The following is a 22,371-nucleotide window of genomic DNA, read 5'->3' as shown; positions in this document are numbered from 1 at the left end:
CGCGGTGAAAAAAGCGCTGCACCCGCTGCGGTGAGCACGAGCCCCCTGGAATACAGGCTACCGGGAGGTGTCCAGGAGAGAGCTCGAAGATAGAAGGGCGTAGCCGTCCGGCTACTCCGCGCCGTCGCGCCTGTTGAGTTTGGCCAGGTATTCATTGTAGGCGTCGAGCTGGGCGTCGCCGCTGCCGCCGTCGCGTGCCGCGGCGGCGTCGGCGCGACGGTCGGCGCGGCGGGCCCCGCGGTCGTCGTGGCGCCACCACTGGAAGGCCAGCGCGAGGAGCACGATGAGGGTCGGGATCTCACCGAACCCCCAGGCGATGGCGCCGCCGGTCTGCTGGTCCTCGATCGCGGACGCGCCCCAGGTACGGCCGAGCTGGTCGTACCACTCGGAGGCCAGCACGGTGGTCATGCTCATCAGCGCGATGCCGAAGAACGCGTGGAACGGCATGGTCACGAACAGCAGGATGAGCCGGGCCACGTGCGGCAGCCGGTAGGGGGCGGGATCGACACCGATGATCACCCAGAAGAACAGGCACCCGCTGAGCAGGAAGTGCATCGTCATCACGATGTGGCCGAGGTGCTCCTCCATCGCGGCGGCGAACAGCGGCGTGAAGTACAGCGCATAGGTGGAGACGATGAAGATCGCGGTGGCGATCGCCGGATGGGCGATGACGCGGACGAACCTGCTGTGCAGGATCGTCGTCAGCCACTCCCTGGGGCCCCGGTCGCCCCTGCGGGCGGCGGGGCGCAGGGCGCGCAGCGCCAGGGTGACGGGCGCGCCGAGCACGAGGAAGATCGGCACCATCATCGACAGCGTCATGTGCTCGGCCATGTGCGCGCTGAACAGCACCTTGGCGTAGCGGGCGACACCACTCTGGGTGGCGATCAGCAGGATCAGCACACCGGTGAACCAGGCGGCCGTGCGGCCCTTGGACCAGGAGTCGCCGCGCCGGGCGAGCCGTACGACACCGGCGAGGTAGAGACCGGCCAGCAGGGCGACGAGCGTGCCGGAGAACAGGTCGAACCACCACAGCGAGGCCAGGTTGGCCAGTGAGATCTCCGGCGGCATGGTGTAGCCGAGCACCTCGAAGGCCCTGTCGACGGGCAGGACCGCCGGGGGCGGCGCGGTGCGGGACAGCGCGACGGCCAGCCCGACGGCCGCGAACATGACGACGATCTCGCCGGCGGCGAAGCGGAGGAACGTGCCGGATCCGCCCGCCGCGAGCAGCGGCAGGGTCCGCTTGCGGTGCCACCAGCCGACGGCGCCGAGCAGCGCGAACGCGACGGTCTTGGCCACCAGCAGCAGGCCGTAGGCGGAGGTGAACAGCTCGGAGACCGCGCTGAGCCTGGCCAGGACGCTGAAGAGGCCGGACAGCCCCACCCCGATGAAGCACCACAGCGCCAGCGCCGAGAAGCGGGCGGCGGCGATCTCCAGATGCGGCTGGCGGCGCAGCGCGTGCGCGCAGAGCACGCCGAGGCCGCCCACCCAGAGCGCGAGGACGACCAGGTGGACGGCGACGCCGGTGGTCGCCAGGTCGTGGTTGGGTGAGGAGGAGGAGTGGCCGGTCAGCGCGGGCGGGAGCATGGTCGCCAGGGCGAGGACCAGCAGGCCGCCGGCCGTGCCGGCGGTGATCGCCCCCCGGGCAAAGAGCGCGATCGCGACCGAGAACAGCACGACCAGGGTCAGCGAGATGCCTTGGGAGACCTGGCTGGCGAAGCTGGTGAGCTCGTCGCCGCCGAGCACGTCGGCCACCGGCATCCCGAGCGCCTCCGAGAGGCTGAACACCATCGTGGCGGCGGCGGCCCCGGCCCAGACGAGGGCGATCCAGGAGGCGGCCTTGACGTAGCCGAGAGCGGACTTGCCCAGCAGGCCCTTGTCGTTGGGGAGCAGGACCGCGGCGGCCAGGAGCGCGCCGACGGTGAGCACGCCCGCCGCGTCCATCGCCAGCTTCGCCAGCGGCAGTCCCCAGCGGGTGAACGCTCCCTGGTCGGGCAGACCGGGGATGATGCGCGGGCTCGCGGCACCTCCGGCGATCATGGCGATCACCAGGGCGACGACGGCCGCCCCCGCGCCGACCAGGGCGAGCTTCACGACCCGGCCGTTCTGCGGCGCCTCGACCTGTGCCGCCTGCGCGGCCCGCGCGGTCTTGCTCATGGCTGCTTCCTGCCGCGCATGCTGAAGAACAGGCCGATGCCGATGCCGGTCAGGCCGCCGACGACGATCCACATCCAGCCGGGCACGCCTCCCGAGGAACCGGGCTCCTCGGACTCCCCGGCCGCGGCGGCCGGGCTGAGCGTGCCCACCGGCGTGCTCGCGGCGGGGTCGCTCCCGGCGGCCGTGCTCTCGGCGGTCCCCGGCGACGGCGAGGTCTCCGAAGGCGCCGAGGACGGCGACGGGGAGGGGTCGGCGGAGCCGAGCAGGGTGAAGGGGATCTCCCCCTCGATCGGGTGGCCGTCGGAGGAGACGACGCGGTAGGCGATGACGTACTCGCCGGGAGGGAGATCTCCCTTGACCTTCTGGGTCACCACGGGGCCGTCGACGGCGGCCTTGCCGTCCTGGTGGGTCTCGTCGCCGGAGCGGACGACGACGTTCGGGAAGCGCACCGTGGCGCTGAACGTCAGCTTCACCTCCTCCAGGTTCTCGACCTTCGCGCCCTTGGCCGGGTCGCTGCTCTTGAGCCGGTCATGGGCGAGGGCGGGCGAGGCGAAAGCCGTGCCGAGGACGAGGGCGGCGAGAAGCGCGAGGGCGACCGCGACAGGGGAAGTCTTCATGGCAACCCCAAGGCTACCGACGCGACCACGCGGTCTCGACCCCCCTGCCCGGTCCACGGCCTCGCGCGGGTCGCCCTCGCCGTCCCGATCTACAGCCCCACGCAGGCCATCGCCCGCTTGTAGGCGTCGACGCTCCGGTCCTGCTTGTCGACCCGCTCCAGGACCCGGGCCGCGGTGAGCCAGGCCTGGGCGGTGAAGCGGGTCTCCGGCGCCTGCTCCAGGCATTCGGCCCCGGCGAACAGCTCCCGCGAGGCCTCCGCCTGCAGGCCCAGCGCCGCGAGGGTCTCGCCGTGCAGCAGGCGGGCCTCCGCCTGCAGGGCCTTGGGCATGCCGTCGAGCAGGTCACAGACGAAGCGCATGCGCTCCTCGGCTCGCTCGGGCTGGGCGAGCAGCAACTCCGCTCGGACGAGGTTCATCGCACAGCGCATCTTGTTCATCGTGCTGGCGGAGCTCTCAACCAGCTCCTTCTCCACCTTCAGCAGCACGTCGCGCCAGGTCTTGGCCTCCATGGGCCGGGCGATCAGCATGACCTGGGCGTAGTCGTTGCGCAGCCGGGCCAGCCGCCACGGGTCGCCGTACTCGGACTGGATGGCCAGGGCGCGCTCGGCGTGCATGACCGCCTCGTCGGGGTGACCGGTCTCGATGGCGGCGATCGCGGCTTCCCAGTGTGCCAGGGTGAGCGCCAGCGGGGTACCGAGGAGCTCGGCGGCGGCGATCAGCTCGGCGGCGAACTGGCGGGCCCTGAGCAGGTCGCCGCGGTCGATGTAGGCGGCGAGAAGCTGGATGCCCAACCTCATGAGGCCGTCGTTCCAGACGGGCTGGGCCGCGCCGGTGAGGATCTGCTCGGGGACCTGCATCGCCCGGGTCAGGTCTCCCGCCTCGCGGTAGCAGCGCGAGAGCGCGACGGCGACCGCGATGTGACGCTCAGGGTTCGCGGCCGCCGTGTCGTTCTCGCGCAGCCCGTTGAGCAGGACGATCGCCTGGTCCAGATCGCCGCAGGCCTCGGTCGCGAGGGCGAGGCCGTATTCGGCGTCCTGCCGCAGCTGGGGCAGGCCCGCCAGGCCGCTGTCGGCGAGGAGCTCGGCGTAGCGGGTGCGGGCCTCGACGACCTCGCCGTTGTCGAGGGCCATCTGCGCGTAGCCCAGCGCGAGCTCGATCTCCTGCATTTGCTCGGCCGTGACACCGTTGATCAGATAGGTCAGGGAACAGTCGAGTTTTTCGGCGAGAAGCTCCAGCACCGCGGGTGTCGGAGTACGCTTGCCACTCTCGATGAGAGAGACGTAACTGTCCGACAGTTCTGGATGAGCGAGCTGCGCCTGGGAAAGACCACGTTGCCGACGGACGGTTTTGATGCGCTGCCCCACCAAGTCTTGACCAGTCACGTTACCCCTTGAAAGATATCATTTGAGCAGCAGAACCTACGACAGGAGTCTCCCCGTGCGCCGACGTCTTGCCTTGTCTGCCCTCGCCATGCTGTTTACGGCCGCTTTTGCCGTCACTGGCAATGTTACGACCGCGAGCGTTGATCCGTCTGCCCCCCCGAAGGACACCGGCAAGTATTCTTCGCAGACGATCAGCGCCTATGGCAGCCTGGGCTGGGACCACGCGGGCTGAGCGAAGGCTCAGTCCACCCGAAAGACAAGGAACGAAACGACCCCCGCCCTCGTGGAGAGCTTTCAGCCAGCGAGCCGCTCCATACGGCGGAACCGGTGTCCTCGCACCGGAGTGAGCGTGCAGGCGTTCGTCATGCACGCTCGAGCGAGAACGGGACCCATTTGGGAATCGGGGCGTCCGCGCCCCGGAATTCGGTGCCACCGATCGCGGCCGAGCCGGGATCCGAACCCTTCCGCGAAGATCGTTGTTTTTCGCGGGGGATCCCGGCCGGCGGAACACCCGCGTATGGTTCGCATTACATACGTACGGCTTCATCGCAGGTCACGGCTCACGGGCCACCCGGCCCGGGTCGAGGGTGCCGGTGACGGTCCCCCGGCCCTTCTCGTCAGCGTCATACCGTTTCCATCCACCCCGTCGCCGACCGGTCCGCAGGCCGGTCGGCGCGGCGGGTCCCGTGTCACCGGCCGCCCCCGGGCGGCTTCACTTTTCGAACCAGCTATTACCCTGAAAATATATTGAAATAATCCATCATCAAGTCAATGTCCTAAAGCGGTCAGCCGGATTTCCAGAAGGCGGGCGGCCGGCTCACCATGGGCGCGTAGAAAGCATTCGGCCATTCGGGCTCGAGAAAAACCGGGAAAACGGCCTGCCCTCCAGGACAGGAAACATGATCCATCCTCCGGGGAAACCGTGAACACGCCCCGCCCGTATCCCCGCGGCCGCCTCGCCCTCCCTGGGTTCCGGCCTCCCGCGCACGCGCCCAACGCCCGCGGGCGTCTCTAGGTGATCTCTAGGATCACCTGCGACAGTAGAACGGCGAGAACTCCGGAAAGATCCGGCGGAGAACGGTGACGGGGGCCCGTTTCTCCGGGCCCGGCCCGAGAGGGTCTTTTCCTGGCGCCTCCCCTGCCACCACCGGCCCGGACGACAGGATGGAGGGACCATCGATGGGCGACTCCCCCTCACGCGCGTACGACGGTGACGGCCGCTCCCCCGCGCGGGCGCTTCTCCCCCGCCTCCCCCGCGTGGAACGCCGCCTCCCCGGTTTCTCCCGTCTCCCCCGCGTGGAACGCCGCCTCCCCGGTGCGGAACGCCTCGGAGACCCGTCGCGGCGCGGTCCGGCGGCGACGCCCGCCGGGAGGAACACGGACGCGTCCGGTCCGGCATGGTTCGCGAGCCGCACATGACCCACTCCTTGCCCGCCTCCCCCTCCGCGGGAGAGCGGTCCCAGGTCCGGCACGACGCCAAGACCCTCTGCTCGTCCGCGCGGCGGACGATCGTCATGTTCCTTCCTGAGCCGGCGAGGAACACCGCGTTTCTCCAGATTTTCGATTCCGCCGCCATCCCGCCGGGGGTGCGGGCGAGGATCGTGGTCGATGCGCCGTACGAGACGGCCGGTCTTCCCGCGTTCGTGGAGCTGAGGGTCGACCCGCTGATCTCCGAGAGGTTCCTGGTGATCGACGATCACATCGCCCTGACGGGCCACGCGTCCCGGATGGCCGTGGTGCGCGCCCCCGTGCTGGTCTCGTTGCTGGGAGACCTGTTCGAACACGTCTGGTCACGCGCCGAGCGGCGGCCCCGGGGGTGGAAGCCGCCGTTCTCGCTGACGGAGCAGGAGAAGACCGTTCTGAGAATGGCCGCGGAGGGCTTGACGGACGAGGTGATCGGCCGCCAGCTCGGGCTCACCTCCCGCACCGTGCGCCGTCACATGGCCAACGCGATGGAGCGGATCGGGGCGCAGAGCAGGCTCCAGGCGGGGGTCCGCATCGCCAAAGCGGGGATCGTCTAGGTGGTTCGCGGGAAATCCTGCGTCGCGAACTCGTCGGATAGTGTCTTTCTCACGACTTCGCTGCGCCATGCCCGACCGCGTGGAGGTCTGATGGACGAGACGCGCACCACCGCTCCCGTCGGGGAGAACCTCCCGGTGGAAAGACTCGGCATTGACATTCTCGGCCCCGTGACCGGCCGGAGAGGCTCACAGCGGCTCCAGCTGGGAGAGCCCAGGCGACAGGCCGTCCTCTGCGTCCTGGCGATCAACGCCGGGCAGGTCGTCACCAAGGAGAAGCTGATCGACGGGGTGTGGGGGGAGAGTCCGCCGAAGACCGCGGAACAGAGCGTCTACACCTACGTGTCCGGACTGCGCAGGACCCTGGACCCGGACCGGGATCCGCGCAGGCCTTCGAGGGTGCTGGTCTCCGTCGCGGGCGGATACTCGTTGCGGCTCACCCCCGGGCAGGTGGACGCCCTGGTGTTCGAACGGTGTCTCGACCTGGCGCGGAAGGCGTACGCGGACAACGCGTACGAGACCGCCCTGCAGTCTCTGAACAGGGCCGTGGGACTGTGGCGGGGCACCTGCCTGAGCGGGATTCCCGGCCCGTCCGCCGAGTTCGAGCGGCACAGGCTGGGCGAGCTGCGCCTGACCGCGCTGGAGCTGCACACGGACCTGCTGCTCCTGCTCGGGCGTCCCGAGGAGGCCGCCGCCCGGCTGGTGCTCCTGATCTCCGAACACCCGCTGCGTGAGCGGCTCCGTGAGCTGTACATGATCGCGCTCTACCGCTGCGGCCGGCAGGTGGAGGCCCTGAGGGTCTATCAGGAGACCCGGCGCCTGCTCGCGGAGGAGTTCGGCATCCAGCCGCACGAGAGCCTCCGCAGGTGTCACGAGCTGATCCTGCGCGCCGACCCGCTGCTCGACCTGCCCTCGGCGCCTCCCACCGCCCCGGAACCGGTCGCCGCCTCCGTCTCCTCTCCCGAGGGCTCAGGGAACCCCAAAAGCCCCGAGGGCTCCGCGGAACCGGATGCCGGTGAGCGGGAATCCTCGAGTTCGCGGCGCCGCACCGCCCCGAGGACGAAGACGGCTCGCCAGTTGCCACGTGACCCCGTCGACTTCGTCGGGCGGGCGGAGGAACTCGTACGGCTGAGAGGACTGCTCTCCCCCTGGGACGGTGGCCCGCCGCACCACGTCGTCGCGATCACCGGAGCGCCCGGGTCCGGCAAGTCGACCCTGGCCATCCGGACCGCGCACCTGGTACGCGACCGTTTTCCCGACGGGCAGCTGTACGTGAACCTGCGTGGGGCGACACCGGGCATGAAGCGGCTCGAACCGGTCGAGGTGATCAACAGGTTCCTGCGCGACCTCGGCATGCCCCCGCACGCCATCCCCGCGGACGTCGACGAGGCCGCGGCGCTGTGGCGCGGCGAGCTCGACGGCCGCGAGATGCTCATCGTGCTGGACGACGCCGCCGACCTGGCCCAGATCCGCCCGCTGCTGTCCGTGCCGATGGGCAACGCGATCCTGACGACCAGCCGGGAGAGCTTCACCCTGCTCGACGACTGCGCCCGCGTGCCGATCTCCGGGATGCGGCGGACCGAGTCCTCCGCGATGCTCGCGAAGCTTATCGGGGCGGAGCGGGTCGCCGAGGACGCCCGGGCCACGAGGCGCCTGATCGATCTCTGCGGAGGCCTGCCGCTGGCTGTCGGCATCGCGGGAGCCCGGCTGGCGAACCGGCCGCGCTGGACCGTGACCGATCTGGTGGTCCGGCTGGACGACGAGCACGGGCGGCTGCGGGAACTGGCGGCGGGTGATCTCGCGGTGAGGTCCAGCCTGGCGGTCAGCTACGACATGCTCGCCGGCAGCGATCACCTCCTCGACCGGACGGCCGCCCGCGCGCTGCGCGCGCTCGGCGTGCTGCAGACGGCCGACGTGACGGCGCACGTCGTCGGCGCCCTGCTGGACGTTCCGGTGGAGACGGCGGAGGACGCCATGGAACGGCTGGTCGACGCGCATCTCTCGGAGATGGACGAGCCGGGAAGATACCGGCTGCACGACCTGGTGCGGCTGTTCGCCAAGGAGCGGGCCGCGCAGGAGGAATCGGAGGCCGACCGCGACGTCGCGCTGGACCGGGCGCTGAGCTCGTACGTCGGGACCACCCGCCTGGCCATGAAACTGGGCCGCTACCCCCGCCCGGCCTCGACCGACGTCGATCTCAGCGCCGCCCCCCTCCCGCTCACCTCCGACGAGGAGGCCCGCGAGTGGCTGGACCGGGAGCAGGCCAATCTCCTGTCCGCCGTCTCCCAGGCGATATCCGCTCCCCGGGAGCGGACCGCCCGTCTCGGTGTCGCCCTGGTCCTCGCGCTGTTCTGGCACCTCCACCACGCCGCTCTCCTCCCCTGGCTTCTCGCGATCAGCCCGCAGATCCTCGCGATCGGGCGGCGGCTGGACGATCGCGGCCTCGAGGCGAACGCGCACCACGTGGAGGGCATCCTGAGGAACACGGTCAACCGTCCGGAGGAGGCCGTGCCCCACTTCCAGCGGCAGCTGATCCTGTGCCGCCGGCTCTCCGACTCCCACGGGGAGCAGAAGGCGCTGGGCAGCCTCGCCATGAACTATCTCGAACTCGACCGCTACCAGAAGGCCATCGACTGCGCCAGGAAGCAACGGGAGATCGCGAACGCGATCGGGCACGGGTCGGGCGAGGCCTACGCGCTCACCATGATCGGCGCGGGGTACAACGGCCTGCGCCGGTTCGAGCAGGCGCGGGCGGCACTGGAGGAGGCCCTGCTCAAGTGCCGTGTGAGCGGCAACGTCTACCAGGAGTCCTCCGTGCACAACAGGTTCGGAGACCTCTATCTCAACCTTGGGGACGCCGAGTCCGCCAGAGCGTCCTTCGAGGCCGCCCTCGACTGCGCGCGCGTCGTGCGGCTGAACGTCGCCGAACCGTACCTGTTCCTCGGCATGGCCCGCTCCCTCCGGCTCCTCGGTGAGACGGAACACGCCTCGACCTACCTGGCGCGTTCCCTCGCGCTGGCCAGGGAGGTGGGAAACGAGGAGGTGGAGAAGCAGGCGCTGGTGGAGGAGGCGGCCATCCTGGGCTCCCGGGAAAAGCCGATCACGCTCCTGGGCCAGGCGGCGCTTCTCTGACCGCGTAGCCGGGGCACGCGTGCGCGGCTCGGCACGCCCGCCGGGCACGCGCGTCCCGGCACGGCGGCCGGCACAACCGCAAGAGTCGCCAACGGTCACCCCCCGCGTTCCGTCGTGCCTGCCATGTCCTCCCCCGGGCCCGGCTGATGTACTGCTGTGATGAGCGGCATCGAAACACGGCGGCAGCGCGGCGTCGGCGAGAGCGTCCTGCGTCCCGACGGGACGCTGAAGGTGACGGGCGAGTTCGCCTACTCCTCCGACCTGTACCTGGCGGACATGATCTGGGGGGTCACCCTCCGCAGCCCGCACCCGTCGGCGTGGATCCGCTCGATCGACGTCGGCCCCGCGCTGGCCATGCCCGGCGTGTACGCGGTCCTCACCCACGAGGACGTGCCGGGTGCGAAGTTCTACGGCCTGGACCACAGGGACCAGCCGGTGCTCGCCGTCGACCAGGTCCGATACCAGGGCGAGCCGGTCGCGCTGGTCGCGGCCGACCATCCCGAGCGCGCCAGGCGGGCGGCCGAGGCCATCGTGGTGGAGTACGAGGTCCGCGAGGCCGTCACCGATCCGCGCCGGGCCGCCTTCGACGCCTCCTGCCCCTCGGTCCACGAGAGCGGCAACGTGCTGCGCCACCAGCCGGTCCGGGTCGGCTCCGCGTTCGAGGCCCCCGTGGTCGTCACCGGCGAGTACGAGGTCGGCATGCAGGACCAGGCCTTCCTCGGCCCCGAGTCCGGGCTGGCCGTACCGGCCGAGGACGGCGGGGTGGACCTGTACATCGCCACCCAGTGGCTGCACGCCGACCGGGAGCAGATCGCGCCGTGCCTGGGGCTGCCCGAGGAGAAGGTACGGCTCTCGCTGGCCGGGGTGGGCGGGGCGTTCGGCGCCCGCGAGGATCTGTCCATGCAGGTCCACGCGTGCATGCTGGCCCTGCGTACCGGCCGTCCCGTGAAGATCGTCTACAACCGCGAGGAGTCCTTCTACGGCCATGTCCACCGCCACCCGGCCCGGATGCGCTACGAGCACGGCGCCACCCGCGACGGCAGGCTGCTCTACGTCAGGGCGGAGATCCTGCTGGACGGCGGCGCCTACTGTTCCACCTCTCCCGCCGTGGTCGGCAACGCGGCCTCCCTGGGGGTGGGCCCGTACGAGGTGGACAACGTGTGGATCGACGCCTACGGCGTCTACACCAACAACCCGCCCTGCGGCGCGATGCGCGGCTTCGGCGCGGTCCAGGCCTGCTACGCGTACGAGTCACAGATGGACAGGCTGGCCGAGGCGTGCGGGATCTCCCCGGTCGAGGTCAGGGTCCGCAACGCCGTCTCCCAGGGGTCGACGCTGGCCACCGGGCAGGTGATCGACTCGCCCGCGCCGCTGGCCGAGATGCTCAGGGAACTCGCCGCGATGCCGCTGCCCGCCCTGCCGGACGCCTCGGGCGCCTCGGGCGCCTCGGATCTGCTGGACATGCCCGGCGGCGTCTCGCAGACCACCCACGGCGAGGGGGTACGGCGCGGTGTCGGGTACGGCGTGGGCATCAAGAACATCTGCTTCTCCGAGGGCTTCGACGACCACTCGACCGCCAGGGTGAGGGTGGAGCTGATCGGCGGCGAGCCGCACGTCCTGGTGCACACCGCGGCGGCCGAGGTGGGGCAGGGCCTGCTGATGATCCAGGAGCAGATCGCCAGGACCGAGCTGGGGATCGACGCGGTCACGGTCGCGCAGGCGGACACGTCGGTCGGCTCTGCCGGGTCGTCGTCGGCGTCGCGCCAGTCCTACGTCACCGGCGGCGCGGTGAGGGAGGCCTGCGAGGCCGTGCGGGAACGGCTGGCGAAGCTGACGGGCGACGGGTCGTCGCTGGTGGAGGCGCTGGAGCGGGCCGGGGCGGTGGAGGAGACGAGGGAGTACCGGCACCGGCCCACCTTCCCCCTGGACCCGGTCACCGGGCAGGGCGACTCGCACACCCAGCTCGCCCTGTGCGTCCACCGGGCCGTGGTGGACGTGGACGTGGAGCTGGGCCTGGTCAAGGTGGTGGAGCTGGCGGCCGTCCAGGACGTGGGCAAGATCATGAATCCGCTGGCGCTGGAGGGGCAGATCCACGGCGGTTCGGCCCAGGGGCTGGGGCTGGCGCTGATGGAGGAGATCCAGGTCCGCGACGGGCTGGTGCTCAACCCGTCGTTCACCGACTACCTGATCCCCACCATCCTCGACATGCCGCCCATGCGACTGTCGATCATGGAGAATCCCGACCCGAACGCCCCCTACGGCCTGCGCGGCGCGGGCGAGCCGCCCACGCTCTCCTCCACCCCCGCGGTGGCCGCCGCCGTACGGGCCGCCACCGGCCTGCGGCTGCCCCGGGTGCCCATCCGCCCCCATGACATCGCCCTGGAGGGGTGACCCCCTCCGCGAAGGAGGGGATCCGGAGGCATCGCGCCGGCCCGGGTCAGCCGACGTCGTCCGGCTCGCAGGCGACGCCGTCGTTGTCCCCGTCGACGTACCACTGGTACTCCTCGTGGGTGCCCCGGGTGTAGGGGCCGTCTCCGTTCTCCCTCGCGGCCTTGCAGTTGGGGAACCTGCGGTCGGTGCCCTCGCCGGACGCGTTCTGCGGGGTGTCCCCGGTGGTGTTCGTGGTGGCGGGGCCGGTGGCCGGCGGGGCCACGGGCTGCTGGTTGGCCGGAGGGCTCGTGGCCGGGCTCGCCGGGGGGCTCACGGGCTGCTGGTCGGCCGGAGGATTCGCGGCCGGGCCGTCCGACGGGGTGAAGACCGACGCGCTCGGCTGCGTACCGTCCGTCGGCTGCGGGACGACGGCCCCGGAGCCGAGCAGCCTGACGACCATCGCGTCCGCCTGCTCCTTGGTGAAGGAACCGGCGATGCTCAGGCTGTCGTCGGTGATCGCCTGGGCGACCCGGGGGGCCGCCACCACCTTCTGTCCCACGACGATCGCGATCTGCTGCCTGACCGGATCGTCCTCGTTGACCGCCTCCGTGGTCAGGTCGTTGATCTGCTCGCGGAAGGCGGGCGCGAACGCGATCCTGACCGAGTAGGCGCCGCTCTTCTCCTGGATCGCCTCGATCTTCCGTACGGCGTTCACGTTGACCCCGGCGGCGACCGAGTAGCAGGTCTGTCCAAGGTCGTCGGGATAGGTGTCCGGGACCGTGCAGGGGCCGGTCTTGGCCTCGATCACCGGGGCGAAATGGAGGGGGGTCGCGAGCCGCCTGGGCGGCGTGCCACCGAGCGGCATGTCGGGATTGCGGGTCATGAGCACCGCGACGGTGCCGAGCACACCGGTGATCAGCACGACGAGGACCAGTACGGTCACCAGGATCGCGGTGGTGACCCGGCTCGCCCTGGGCTCCCCGGGCGCCCCGTCCGGCGACTCTCCGGCCCGCCGCTCGCCGCCCCCGGGATCCCCCGCCCCGGGCCCGGCCGCCATCGGCCCGCCCGGTCCCCGACCGGTGGGCGCCTGCCCCTCGGCGAGGGCCAGGGTGTCGGCATCGGGGCCTCCCGGGCCCCCGGGCACCGGGCCCACCGGACCGCCGGCTCCCTGCCCGCCGGGGGCGGTCCCCCCGAAGACCGGATCGCCGGCCCTCGCACCTCCGGGGCCCAGGGGGTCGGGGCCGGGATCGCCGAGCCCCGCACCGCCGGCGCCGAAAGTGCCGGAGCCAGAACTTCTGGCGCCGAAGGCGTCGAAGTCAGACCCGCCGGACCCGGCACCGGAACCGCCGAAGGCGTCGAAGGAAGAGCCGCCAGGGCCGGAGCCGGGCCCGCCGAAGGCGTCGAAATCAGACCCGCCGGGACCGGGAGCGCCGAAGGCGTGGAGGTCGGAACCGCCGGGACCGGGAACGGAGCCGCCGAAGGCGTCGAAGGAGGAGCCGCCAGGGCCGGGAACGGGGCCGCCGAGACCCCGATCGCCGCGACCCGGTTCGTCGAAGCCGGCCGGCCCGCCGGGGCCGGCGGGAAGGCCGTCGTCCGAGCTCCCCTCACCGCGGGCGTGGCGCCCGGGGGAGGCGCCAGGGCGGCCGGGCGGGGTGAAGGCGTCATAGGAGCCGGACGAGGACCACGGCTCGTCAGAGGGGTCGTCAGGCCCGGCTGGAGGTCCCTGCGGTACGGGCGGCCCACCCCGCCCCGCGTGCATCCCCATCGTCATATCCCCGTATTCCTCGCACCTGTTCGCGGCGAGCCTACCGATCGGCGCGGGGAGCCGGTAACCCCGCACGTCACGGCGACTCCCGGGAGACCGGAGGCCGACGACCGCCGGCGGAATGTCGTCGGCTCCGGCCCCATTCCCGCCACCCCGCGCGTGACCGTCCCCTTTCGGGGAACGCACAGTGAAGAAGAGGACACGCGCCCACCATTGGAGGAGCCGTGAAGATCTCCGTTCCCCGTGAGGTCAAGAACCACGAATACCGCGTGGCGCTGACCCCCGCCGGGGCCCACGAGTTCGTCCGGCACGGCCATCAGGTCTTCGTCGAGAAAGACGCCGGGACGGGATCTTCCATTCCCGACGCCGACTTCCAGAGCGCCGGCGCGACGATCCTCGACTCGGCCGACGACGTGTGGGCCGCGGGAGACCTGGTCCTGAAGGTCAAGGAGCCGGTCGCCGAGGAGTACCACCGGATGCGCAAGGGCCAGGTGCTCTTCACCTACCTGCACCTGGCCGCCTCGCCCGCGTGCACCCGCGCCCTGCTCGACGCCGGGGTCACCGGCATCGCCTACGAGACCGTGCAGAACGCGAACGGCTTCCTACCCCTGCTGGCTCCCATGTCGGAGGTGGCCGGGCGGCTCGCCCCCCAGGTGGGGGCGTACCACCTGATGCGCCAGGGCGGCGGGCGCGGCGTGCTGATGGGCGGGGTGTCGGGCGTGCACGCGGCCAGCGTGGTCGTGATCGGCGCCGGGGTCTCCGGCATGAACGCCGCGGTCATCGCGCTGGGCATGCAGGCGGAGGTGCTGCTGCTGGACCGCGACATCGACAGGCTCCGCCAGGCGGACGTGATCTACAAGGGCCACTGCAAGACCATCGCCTCCACCACGTACGAGATCGAGCGGGCGGTGCTGAACGCGGACCTGGTCATCGGCGCGGTGCTGATACCGGGCGCGAGGGCGCCCAAGCTGATCGACAACCAGCTGGTCTCGCGGATGAGGCCGGGGTCGGTCCTGGTGGACATCTCCATCGACCAGGGCGGCTGCTTCGAGGACTCCCGGCCCACCACCCACGCCGAACCGACGTACCGGGTGCACGACTCGGTGTTCTACTGCGTGGCCAACATGCCGGGCGCGGTGCCGCACACCTCGACGTACGCGCTGACCAACGTGACCGTCCCCTACGCGCTCGCGATCGCCCACCTGGGCTGGCGGGAGGCCCTGCGGAGCGACCCGGCGCTGGCGCTGGGCCTGAACACGCACGAGGGGCACCTGACCAACCGGCCCGTGGCCGAGGCTCACGGGCTGGAGGCGGTGCCCCTGGAACGGATCCTGCGGGCCTAGCGGCCGGGACGCCTCGTCAGGACGGCGTCACCGGCGTCCGTCCGTAACGGCGTGCCGGCGGATCGGCCGGATCGGCCGGATCAGGGCGCCGGGGTGCCACTGGGAGCCGGGGCGTCCGTGGCCGGGGCGTCCGTGGCGGGAGCGTCGGTGGCCGGGGCGTCGCTGGGGGCCGCGGACGCGTCGGGGGCGGCCGACGGGTTCTGGCTGGGCGCGACGTCCGGGATGGGCGCCTCGGCGGTGGTGGTGCCCACGCCGCCGCTGCAGGACGCGCCGAGCTCGGGGGTGTCCGGGCCGTTCTTGTACTTCTGGATGTACTTGGGCAGGCGCCCGTCGTTCGCGCTGTCCAGCTTGAGCTGGTGGTTCCAGGAGCTGGCCACGATCTTGGAGGGCAGGCCCGGGTACGGGCTCAGGAGCATGTACTCCTTGGAGGCCAGTTCCTTCAGCGTGTCCAGCTCCGCCTTGGGGAGGTCCGGCCGGTAGGTGATCCACACGGCGCCGTGCTCCATGGCGTGGACGGCGTTCTCGTTGTTGATGGGCTGGTCGTAGATGCCGCAGTTCTGCCAGGCCGGGTGATGCTCACCGCCCATCGGCGGGGTCTCCTTGTACGTCACCTTGGTCTGGGTGTGCTGGCTACCCGCGTACTTCGCGGTGACGACGCTGTCCAGTGAGTTCGTGGCCCGCTCGTTGACCATGTAGAAGGCGACGACCGCTACGAGCAGGACGACGACGGCACCTCCGGCACCCCACATCAGGAGCGCGGCCCTGCGCTCCTTGCGCTTCTGCTCGTCACGCATACGGGTGAGGTGCTCACGCCTCGCCTGCGCCTTTTCCTTGGTCATCAACCCTCCAGCCGCAAACAACTTCGGGTCACCCTATGCCCTACCGGCGTATGTGGAGAATAAGGGATGACAACGTCTGATACAGCGACGATTCTCGACAGTGGGTACTCTGGGCAGGTAATGGAAACCCCCGGTAAAGACGGCACGAAGTCCAGGCGTGGCGCGACGGTCGGCGTGCTGCTCGGCTGCCTGGTCGCGGCGGTCGCGTTGCTGCTGGTGGTGGGGAGGACGGCCACCCCGACCGACGCCTCGCCGGAGGCCGGCTTCGCGCGTGACATGTCCGTCCATCATGCCCAGGCCGTCGAGATGGCCTTCATCGCCAGGGACGGGAGCGCGGACGACGCGCTCCGGCGGCTGGCCTACGACATCATCGTCACGCAGACCGCCCAGCGCGGCATGTTCATCGGCTGGTTGCAGCAGTGGGGCCTCAACCAGTCGAGCGAGCGCCCCTCCATGGCGTGGATGGCCGGCCACGGCGGCGGTCACGCTGTAACACCGGACGCTCCCGCCGCGATGCCCGGTATGGCGAGTGAGGACGAGCTCAAAAAGCTCCGCGAGGCCACAGGCAAGGACAAGGAGATCCTCTTCCTGCAACTCATGATCCGTCATCACGAGGGCGGCGTGCAGATGGGTAGAGGTCTGCTGAAACTGTCCGACCGCGAAGAGGTGGCCACCATGGCACAGCACATCGTCGACGGTCAGACGGGCGAGATCGAGTTGATGACCGACATGTTGCGGCAGCGCGGTGCCCAGCGGCTGCCTTCCATCCTTTAATGGCGTCGGCGCGTCCCTGTGCGGCCGGTTTCCGGCCAGGGCAGCATGGAGCCAACCTGGCCGGAGGAAAGAGAATGGTGAACGACGAGCCGGAGAACCGCCTGGAGGTGAGCATCTCCGCCGAGGTGGAAATGGGGCAGTACGCCAACTTTGCCTCTGTATGGCATACCCAAGATGGGTTTGTCCTGGATTTTGCGGTGATCACCAGGCCGCCCCAGCTGGCCAACGACCCCTCCTCCGGGCAGCACTTCGTGAGCGTGCCGACCCGGATCGTCAGCCGGATCCGCATTCCCCCGAGCCAGGTGTTCGAGCTGATGAAGGCCCTCGAACAGCAGCTGACCGCGTACGAGCACGAGACGGGTCACAAGAACTGAGGCCCGGTGCGGGCGTCCCCCGCGCCGGGACCTCACTCCGGGCCTCCACGACAGGCCTCAGGCCAGACCTCACGCCAGGCCGATGGCCTCACGCGCCTCGGCCAGCAGCCCGCCGGTGCGCTCGGCGGCCAGCGCCGCCCCGCCCTCCAGGAGCCGCGACAGCTCGGCCTGGTCGGCCGACAGCTCGGCGTAGCGCTCCTGGACGGGCCGCAGCGTCTCCGCCACCGCCTCGGCCGTGTCCCGTTTGAGCGCGCCGTACGACCCGTACGAGAGCGACTCGACCGGCCGGTCCGAGCAGGCCGCGAGGACGGTGAGCAGGTTGGAGACGCCGGGCTTTCCCGCGGGGTCGTACGCGACCTCGGTGCCGGAGTCGGTCACCGCGCGCATGACCTTGCGCCGCAGGTCGTCGGGCGGGTCGAGCAGATAGATCGTCCCGGCGGGCGAACCGTCCGACTTGCCCATCTTCGAGGTGGGCGCGCTCAGGTCCATCACCCTGGCGGCGACCTGCGGGCGCACGGCCTCGGGCACGGTGAAGACCTCGCCGTACAGCCGGTTGAACCGCAGGGCCAGGTCCCGGGTCAGCTCCACGTGCTGGCGCTGGTCCTCCCCCACGGGCACGGCGTCCGCCCGGTGCAGCAGGATGTCGGCGGCCATCAGCGCGGGGTAGGTGAGCAGCGAGAGCCGTACCTCCTCCTGCCGGGCCGACTTCTCCCTGAACTGGATCATGCGCCGCATCTCGCCGAAGTACGCCGTGCTCTCCAGCAGGTAGGCCAGCTCGGTGTGCGCGGGCACCCGCGACTGCACGTAGACGAGGGAGCGGTCCAGGCCGCAGGCGAGCAGCAGGGTCGCCGCCTCGCGGGTGCGGGCGCGCAGCCGCTCCGGGTCGTGCTTGATCGTCAGGGCGTGCAGGTCCGCGACGGCGTAGACGCAGTCGGCCTCGTCCTGGAGCCGCACGGCGGGCATGATCGCGCCGAGGAGGTTGCCCAGCGTGAGGCGGCCGGTGGGTTTGAAGGCAGAGAAGACGCGCTTTGTCATGGTCACTCCTGGTGAGAAGAGGACCGCCGCATACCGGTCGTACGGCAACGCGCCCGGAGAAGCGAAAACGACCGCCGGTGAACGGCGGCCGTTTGGTGCGCAGTCGGGACTGGCTAGCGGATCCGCCTCTCGACGGCCCGCCACAGACCCAGACTGTGCTTGCTCATGCCGGTGAGTGTAACTCCTGCGCCACCGCGGCGGCAAAGGCGTCCACGTCGGCCTCGGTGGTGTCGAACGCGGTCATCCAGCGGACCTCGCCGGTGGCCTCGTTCCAGGTGTAGAACCGGAAACGCTTCTGCAGGCGCTCGGTCACGTCCGCGGGCAGGATCGCGAAGACCGCGTTGGCCTGCACGGGACGCGGGATCTCCACCCCGGGCACGTCCCGCACGGCGTCGGCGAGCCGCAGGGCCATCGCGTTGGCGTTGCGGGCGTTGCGCAGCCACAGGTCGCCCGCGAGCAGCGCCTCGAACTGCACCGAGACGAACCGCATCTTGGAGGCGAGCTGCATGGCGCTCTTGCGCAGGTAGCGCAGGCCGCGCACGGCGTCGGGGTTGAGCACCACGACGGCCTCGCCGAACATCAGGCCGGCCTTGGTGCCGCCGAAGGACAGCACGTCCACGCCCACGTCGGTGGTGAACGCGCGCAGCGGCACGTCCAGCGCGGCGGCGGCGTTCGTCGCGCGGGCGCCGTCGAGGTGGACGACCATGCCGAGGTCGTGGGCGTGGTCGCAGATCGCCCCGATCTCCTCCGGCGTGTAGAGCGTGCCCAGCTCGGTGGTCTGGGTGATCGACACCACCCTGGGCTGTGCCCGGTGCTCGTCGCCGAAGCCCCACGCCTGCCTGTCGATCAGCTCGGGCGTGAGCTTGCCGTCCGGGGTGGCGACCGGCAGCAGCTTGAGCCCGGCCGACCGCTCGGGGGCGCCGCCCTCGTCGGTGTGGATGTGCGCCGACTCCGCGCAGACCACCGCCTCCCAGTGGGCGGTCATCGAGCGGAGCGCGACCACGTTGGCGCCGGTGCCGTTGAACATCGGCCACGCCTGCGCGGCGGGGCCGAAGTGCTTCTTGAAGACCTCCTGCAGCGCGGCGGTGTAGACGTCGTCGCCGTACGCGGTCTGGTGGCCCCCGTTGGCGAGCGCGATCGCCTGGAGGATCTCCGGGTGGACCCCGGCGTAGTTGTCGCTGGCGAAACCCTTCACCAGCGGGTCGTGCCTGCGGATGGCGTCCGTCACGCGGTCCTCCCCTCCTGGGTGGCGGTGAGGTCGATCCGGGTGCCGTTGGCGTCGGTGCCCCACAGGCCCTCGACCGCCTCGGCGAGGTCGTCGACGTCGGTGAAGCCGGGGAAGGTCCGCTCGGGGCTCGCCGCGCGCATGCCCTCGTGCACGAGGGCCTTCACGACCAGGATGTTCGCGGTGGAGCCGGTGCCCTCCAGGGCGTCGGCGAAGGCCAGGGTCCACGCCTCGGAGGCGGCCTTGGCCGTGCCGTACGCCGCGTTGCCCTGGGTGGGACGCTCGGCCGCCTTCGCGGAGACGATGGCGAACCGGCCGCGCTCGCTCGCCTTGAGCAGCGGCTCGAAGGCGAGGGTGACGTGCTGGAGGGTACGGACCAGCAGGTCGTGCAGGAGCGCCCAGTCCTCCAGCGACGTCTCGGCGAAGGTCTTGGACCCGCGCCAGCCGCCGACCAGGTGCACGATCCCGTCCACCCTGCCGTGCTCGGCCCGCACCTCCGCCGCGAGCCTCGCGACGGCGTCGGCGTCGAGCAGGTCGACCGGCAGGGACCCCTCGGCGCCGCTCTTGTCGACGCCGATCACCGTGTGGCCCTCGCCGGTGAACCTGCGGACGACGGCCCGGCCCGCGGGGCCGCCCGCACCGGTGACAAGGATGATCATGCTCGGATGCCCTTCGTGGAGTCGACGACATCGCCGAGCTTACGGCGCAGGGCCTCGTAGAACATGCTCAGGGGGAACTCGTCGGGCAGCACCGCGTCCACCACGGCCTTCGGGAATCCTTCCACGGGCAGGGCGTCGACCCCCCGGGCCCAGACCGAGGCGGGGTTCGGCTCGACGTAGGCGGCGACCAGCTGGTGGGCGGCGAGCCAGTGGGCGAGCTTGGAGCGGTCGATGCCGTCCCGGTAGAGCTTCTCGACCTCGCCCCGCAGGTCCGCGACGCCCCCGGCGAGCCGGTCCCAGTCGACGCTCAGCCGGTTGTCGGTCCACCGGACGACGTCGTTGCGGTGCAGGTACGAGAAGAGCAGCTGCCCGCCCAGGCCGTCGTAGTTGCGGACCCGGTCACCGGTGATCGGGAAGCGGAACAGCCGGTCGAACAGGATCGCCAGCTGGACGTAGCGGGCGTGCGGCACGCCCTCCCTCTCCAGCTTCACGGCCTCGCCGAACGCGGTCAGGTCGCAGCGCAGCTCCTCCAGGGAGTAGAGCCAGTACGGCATCCGCTGCTTGATCATGAAGGGGTCGAACGGCAGGTCGCCGTGGCTGTGGGTGCGGTCGTGGATCAGGTCCCAGAGCACGAAGGTGTCCTGGGCCAGCTCCTGCGAGGCGATCAGCCTGGCCGCGTCCGGCGGCAGCGCGAGCTTCAGCGTGGCCGCGGCGGCCCCGCTCACCGCGCGGAACCTCGCGGCCTCCCGGTCGGCGAAGATCCCGCCCCAGGTGAAGCGGGCCGGGGTCTCGCGGACCGCGACGGTCTCGGGGAAGAGCACCGCGGAGTTGGTGTCGTAGCCGGAGGTGAAGTCCTCGAAGGCGATCGGCACGAACATCGGGTTGTCGTAGCCGTTCCGCTCCAGCTCGGCCAGCCACTCGGGCCAGATCGTGCGGATCCACACGGCCTCGAGGTGGCGGAAGGTGGTGCCGTTCTGGGTGTACATCGGGAAGACGACCAGGTGCTCCAGCCCGTCCACCCGCTGGGTGTCGGGGTGGAAGGCGTCGAGCGCGTCGAGGAAGTCGGGGACGCCCAGCCCCTGGTCGGCCCACTTGCGGAGGTCGGCGACGACGGCGGCCAGGTAGGCGGCGTCGTGCGGGAAGCGCGGCGCGAGCCGCTCGACGTGCCGGGCGATCGCGGAGACCAGCTCCGCGGCCCGCGGCCTGTCGCTCTCCTCCGGGACCGAGCCGTCCTTGACCTGCAGCGGCTTGAGGGCCTCGACGGCGTCCTTGAGCTTCTGGAACTCGGCGCGGGCCTCGGAGTCCTCGTTCACAGAGGACTTGGCGGCCGCCGGCGTAGGGACGCGGGCGGCCCAGGTGACGAGGTTGCCCCAGAGCGCGGCGTGGTCGTAGTCGCCGATCGAGTCGTCGCCGAACAGGTCGGAGTCGGCGACCACCACGACGCGGCCCTCGCCGTGCCGCACGGCCACCGCCAGCGGGCGGTTCGCGGGGGTCGCGGTGGGCGAGGTGGTGAACAGGACGGTCGCGTGGTCGGGGGCGGTGAGCACGCCCGACCGGTAGAAGCAGGCGCGACGGGCCCCGGCGAGCAGGTCCTGCCCGTTTTCCGGGGCGTCCCGGGGGGTGCCCAGGACCCAGGAGGCCACGCCGTTGTGGGCGCTCCCGGGGTCCCGGACGAGGGTGTGCTCGACGTCCACGCCGAAGCGCGCGAGCAGCTCTGTGAGGTTGCTTCCGTACTTCTCCTGCTCGTACTCGGCCAGCACGACCAGCCCGCCGCCGTCGCGGACGTACTCCTCGATCGCGTCGAGCTCCTCGACGGGGAGGACAGGGCTGCCGAGCCCGGTGGTGTGCTCCCACCGGTCACCGGAGGGGTGCGCGATCACCAGCACGTCCCGCGCGCTCAGCAGGCCCGGGGTGAGCGGGCCCTCGACGTGCGCGTCCACGGAGTGCCCCAGCCCGCGCAGCAGCCCGGCCGCGCGGGCATAGCTGCTGTCGTCGGGATGGCCGGGATTCATCGTCTCGGCCACATCCCGCCGGATGGTCCACGACTCGCTGTGTGCCTCGTCGAACAGTACGCGCGGGAAAGCTGACACGATAAATCCTCCTTCAGATGAGAGTGGGTAACGGAAAATATACACAACTTATGCCCGTTTTGACGCATCCCTTATGAGGCGAGGAGGGTAAAGGATCGAGGCCTCGCGGGCGGGGGCCGGCCGGCGACGGCGTCGAAGGCCTGGGCGCTCGGGTGTTCGGTGAGGAGGCGCCGAATCCCGGTCTCGCCGAGAGTCTCGCGCTGCTGTCCGAGCCGGATCGGGTCAACGGTGATCTCGGATGTCCGAGGTCCGACGCGAGCGGGCAGGCCGCGCGTGACGAAGACCACAGCCTCAGCGGCCCCGCCCGTCTCGGTGCGCGCCGCACCGATCCGGCTGTGGCCACGAACCGCGCCCGGCCCGGTCGCCGAGTTCCTCGTCGAGGGTCAGGGATCGGCGGTGGCGCTCCAGCCCTCGCTCGCCCTCCCCCGCGTCCAGGCCGGCCCGGACGTGCACGACGAAGCGGGCGTGCACGACGAAGACGTCGTACGCCTCCGCCGCCGGTTCGCTCACGAGCCCCCTACGGACTTGATGCCAGTGTGTTCCTCCGTTTACGGATAGTTGACCATTTACCGCGACTCCCGGCCATGGAAACGT

General features: G+C 71.0%; 17 protein-coding genes. 7 read left to right on the top strand and 10 right to left on the bottom strand.

Going from position 1 to position 22,371, the window contains the following annotated elements; genetic code table 11:
• Nucleotides 1-111: 111 nt before the first annotated feature.
• From AB0G15_RS07010 to AB0G15_RS07000, 3 genes are all read right to left on the bottom strand, one after another.
• On the bottom strand, nucleotides 112-2,154 hold the full coding sequence (locus AB0G15_RS07010; protein WP_362836191.1) for a cytochrome c oxidase assembly protein: 2,043 nt from the start codon (nucleotides 2,152-2,154) through the stop codon (nucleotides 112-114).
• The gene (locus tag AB0G15_RS07005; protein ID WP_362836189.1) at nucleotides 2,151-2,771 is read right to left on the bottom strand and encodes a copper resistance CopC family protein; all 621 of its coding nucleotides are present in this window, start codon (nucleotides 2,769-2,771) and stop codon (nucleotides 2,151-2,153) included. The genes AB0G15_RS07010 and AB0G15_RS07005 overlap by 4 nt, the downstream gene beginning before the upstream one ends.
• A gap of 89 nt (nucleotides 2,772-2,860) precedes the next feature.
• Complete coding sequence (locus AB0G15_RS07000; protein WP_362836350.1) at nucleotides 2,861-4,135, bottom strand: helix-turn-helix transcriptional regulator; 1,275 nt, start codon at nucleotides 4,133-4,135, stop codon at nucleotides 2,861-2,863.
• A gap of 73 nt (nucleotides 4,136-4,208) precedes the next feature.
• On the opposite strand from AB0G15_RS07000, the gene AB0G15_RS06995 reads away from it, so the two are divergent.
• From AB0G15_RS06995 to AB0G15_RS06980, 4 genes are all read left to right on the top strand, one after another.
• On the top strand, nucleotides 4,209-4,385 hold the full coding sequence (locus AB0G15_RS06995; protein WP_362836187.1) for a hypothetical protein: 177 nt from the start codon (nucleotides 4,209-4,211) through the stop codon (nucleotides 4,383-4,385).
• A 1,183-nt stretch (nucleotides 4,386-5,568) separates the two neighbouring features.
• Complete coding sequence (locus AB0G15_RS06990; RefSeq protein WP_362836185.1) at nucleotides 5,569-6,174, top strand: helix-turn-helix transcriptional regulator; 606 nt, start codon at nucleotides 5,569-5,571, stop codon at nucleotides 6,172-6,174.
• A gap of 90 nt (nucleotides 6,175-6,264) precedes the next feature.
• Complete coding sequence (locus AB0G15_RS06985; RefSeq protein WP_362836183.1) at nucleotides 6,265-9,303, top strand: BTAD domain-containing putative transcriptional regulator; 3,039 nt, start codon at nucleotides 6,265-6,267, stop codon at nucleotides 9,301-9,303.
• Nucleotides 9,304-9,462: 159 nt separating this feature from the next.
• Nucleotides 9,463-11,694: a molybdopterin cofactor-binding domain-containing protein gene (locus tag AB0G15_RS06980; protein WP_362836181.1), complete on the top strand. Its 2,232-nt coding sequence runs from the start codon at nucleotides 9,463-9,465 to the stop codon at nucleotides 11,692-11,694.
• 46 nt (nucleotides 11,695-11,740) lie between these two features.
• Here AB0G15_RS06980 and AB0G15_RS06975 read toward each other — a convergent pair whose 3' ends face one another.
• Entirely contained in the window at nucleotides 11,741-13,444 is a 1,704-nt protein-coding gene (locus tag AB0G15_RS06975) for an excalibur calcium-binding domain-containing protein (protein ID WP_362836179.1), read from the bottom strand.
• A gap of 218 nt (nucleotides 13,445-13,662) precedes the next feature.
• On the opposite strand from AB0G15_RS06975, the gene ald reads away from it, so the two are divergent.
• A complete protein-coding gene (gene ald, locus AB0G15_RS06970) occupies nucleotides 13,663-14,781 on the top strand; it encodes an alanine dehydrogenase (protein ID WP_362836177.1) in 1,119 nt (372 codons plus the stop codon).
• An 80-nt stretch (nucleotides 14,782-14,861) separates the two neighbouring features.
• Here the strand turns inward: ald and AB0G15_RS06965 are convergent, their stop codons facing one another.
• Nucleotides 14,862-15,620: a DUF3105 domain-containing protein gene (locus tag AB0G15_RS06965; RefSeq protein ID WP_362836174.1), complete on the bottom strand. Its 759-nt coding sequence runs from the start codon at nucleotides 15,618-15,620 to the stop codon at nucleotides 14,862-14,864.
• Nucleotides 15,621-15,686: 66 nt separating this feature from the next.
• On the opposite strand from AB0G15_RS06965, the gene AB0G15_RS06960 reads away from it, so the two are divergent.
• Both AB0G15_RS06960 and AB0G15_RS06955 read left to right on the top strand, forming a co-directional pair.
• Nucleotides 15,687-16,394 (top strand): DUF305 domain-containing protein, encoded by a 708-nt coding sequence (locus tag AB0G15_RS06960; RefSeq protein WP_362836172.1) that lies wholly within the window; start codon nucleotides 15,687-15,689, stop codon nucleotides 16,392-16,394.
• Nucleotides 16,395-16,468: 74 nt separating this feature from the next.
• Nucleotides 16,469-16,768 carry a DUF3467 domain-containing protein gene (locus tag AB0G15_RS06955; RefSeq protein WP_329092600.1) on the top strand — a complete coding sequence of 100 codons (300 nt, stop codon included), beginning with the start codon at nucleotides 16,469-16,471 and terminating at the stop codon, nucleotides 16,766-16,768.
• A gap of 69 nt (nucleotides 16,769-16,837) precedes the next feature.
• Here AB0G15_RS06955 and trpS read toward each other — a convergent pair whose 3' ends face one another.
• From trpS to AB0G15_RS06930, 5 genes are all read right to left on the bottom strand, one after another.
• Nucleotides 16,838-17,803, bottom strand: coding sequence for a tryptophan--tRNA ligase (gene trpS, locus AB0G15_RS06950; protein WP_362676822.1), 966 nt, complete (start codon nucleotides 17,801-17,803; stop codon nucleotides 16,838-16,840).
• 163 nt (nucleotides 17,804-17,966) lie between these two features.
• A complete protein-coding gene (locus AB0G15_RS06945) occupies nucleotides 17,967-19,031 on the bottom strand; it encodes a low specificity L-threonine aldolase (RefSeq protein ID WP_362836170.1) in 1,065 nt (354 codons plus the stop codon).
• Nucleotides 19,028-19,687 (bottom strand): SDR family oxidoreductase, encoded by a 660-nt coding sequence (locus AB0G15_RS06940; protein ID WP_362836168.1) that lies wholly within the window; start codon nucleotides 19,685-19,687, stop codon nucleotides 19,028-19,030. Before AB0G15_RS06940 ends, AB0G15_RS06945 begins: the two co-directional genes overlap by 4 nt.
• The gene (locus tag AB0G15_RS06935) at nucleotides 19,684-21,777 is read right to left on the bottom strand and encodes a DUF6421 family protein (RefSeq protein ID WP_362836166.1); all 2,094 of its coding nucleotides are present in this window, start codon (nucleotides 21,775-21,777) and stop codon (nucleotides 19,684-19,686) included. Before AB0G15_RS06935 ends, AB0G15_RS06940 begins: the two co-directional genes overlap by 4 nt.
• A gap of 291 nt (nucleotides 21,778-22,068) precedes the next feature.
• Nucleotides 22,069-22,287: a hypothetical protein gene (locus AB0G15_RS06930; protein WP_362836164.1), complete on the bottom strand. Its 219-nt coding sequence runs from the start codon at nucleotides 22,285-22,287 to the stop codon at nucleotides 22,069-22,071.
• Nucleotides 22,288-22,371 lie beyond the last annotated feature (84 nt).

Origin of the sequence: Streptosporangium sp. NPDC023825, from assembly GCF_040639575.1 — a bacterium.
Lineage (GTDB): Bacteria > Actinomycetota > Actinomycetes > Streptosporangiales > Streptosporangiaceae > Streptosporangium.
The sequence above is the reverse complement of the archived record's forward strand: the minus strand, read 5'-3'. Positions and strand labels throughout refer to the sequence as shown.

What these genes read in the sequence shown, in the direction of transcription:
- AB0G15_RS07010 (WP_362836191.1), bottom strand. Translation starts at nt 2,154, where the DNA reads ATGAGCAAGACCGCGCGGGCCGCGCAGGCGGCACAGGTCGAGGCGCCG.
- AB0G15_RS07005 (WP_362836189.1), bottom strand. Translation starts at nt 2,771, where the DNA reads ATGAAGACTTCCCCTGTCGCGGTCGCCCTCGCGCTTCTCGCCGCCCTC.
- AB0G15_RS06990 (WP_362836185.1), top strand. Translation starts at nt 5,569, where the DNA reads ATGACCCACTCCTTGCCCGCCTCCCCCTCCGCGGGAGAGCGGTCCCAG.
- AB0G15_RS06985 (WP_362836183.1), top strand. Translation starts at nt 6,265, where the DNA reads ATGGACGAGACGCGCACCACCGCTCCCGTCGGGGAGAACCTCCCGGTG.
- AB0G15_RS06980 (WP_362836181.1), top strand. Translation starts at nt 9,463, where the DNA reads ATGAGCGGCATCGAAACACGGCGGCAGCGCGGCGTCGGCGAGAGCGTC.
- AB0G15_RS06975 (WP_362836179.1), bottom strand. Translation starts at nt 13,444, where the DNA reads ATGACGATGGGGATGCACGCGGGGCGGGGTGGGCCGCCCGTACCGCAG.
- AB0G15_RS06965 (WP_362836174.1), bottom strand. Translation starts at nt 15,620, where the DNA reads ATGACCAAGGAAAAGGCGCAGGCGAGGCGTGAGCACCTCACCCGTATG.
- AB0G15_RS06960 (WP_362836172.1), top strand. Translation starts at nt 15,687, where the DNA reads ATGACAACGTCTGATACAGCGACGATTCTCGACAGTGGGTACTCTGGG.
- AB0G15_RS06955 (WP_329092600.1), top strand. Translation starts at nt 16,469, where the DNA reads ATGGTGAACGACGAGCCGGAGAACCGCCTGGAGGTGAGCATCTCCGCC.
- trpS (WP_362676822.1), bottom strand. Translation starts at nt 17,803, where the DNA reads ATGACAAAGCGCGTCTTCTCTGCCTTCAAACCCACCGGCCGCCTCACG.
- AB0G15_RS06940 (WP_362836168.1), bottom strand. Translation starts at nt 19,687, where the DNA reads ATGATCATCCTTGTCACCGGTGCGGGCGGCCCCGCGGGCCGGGCCGTC.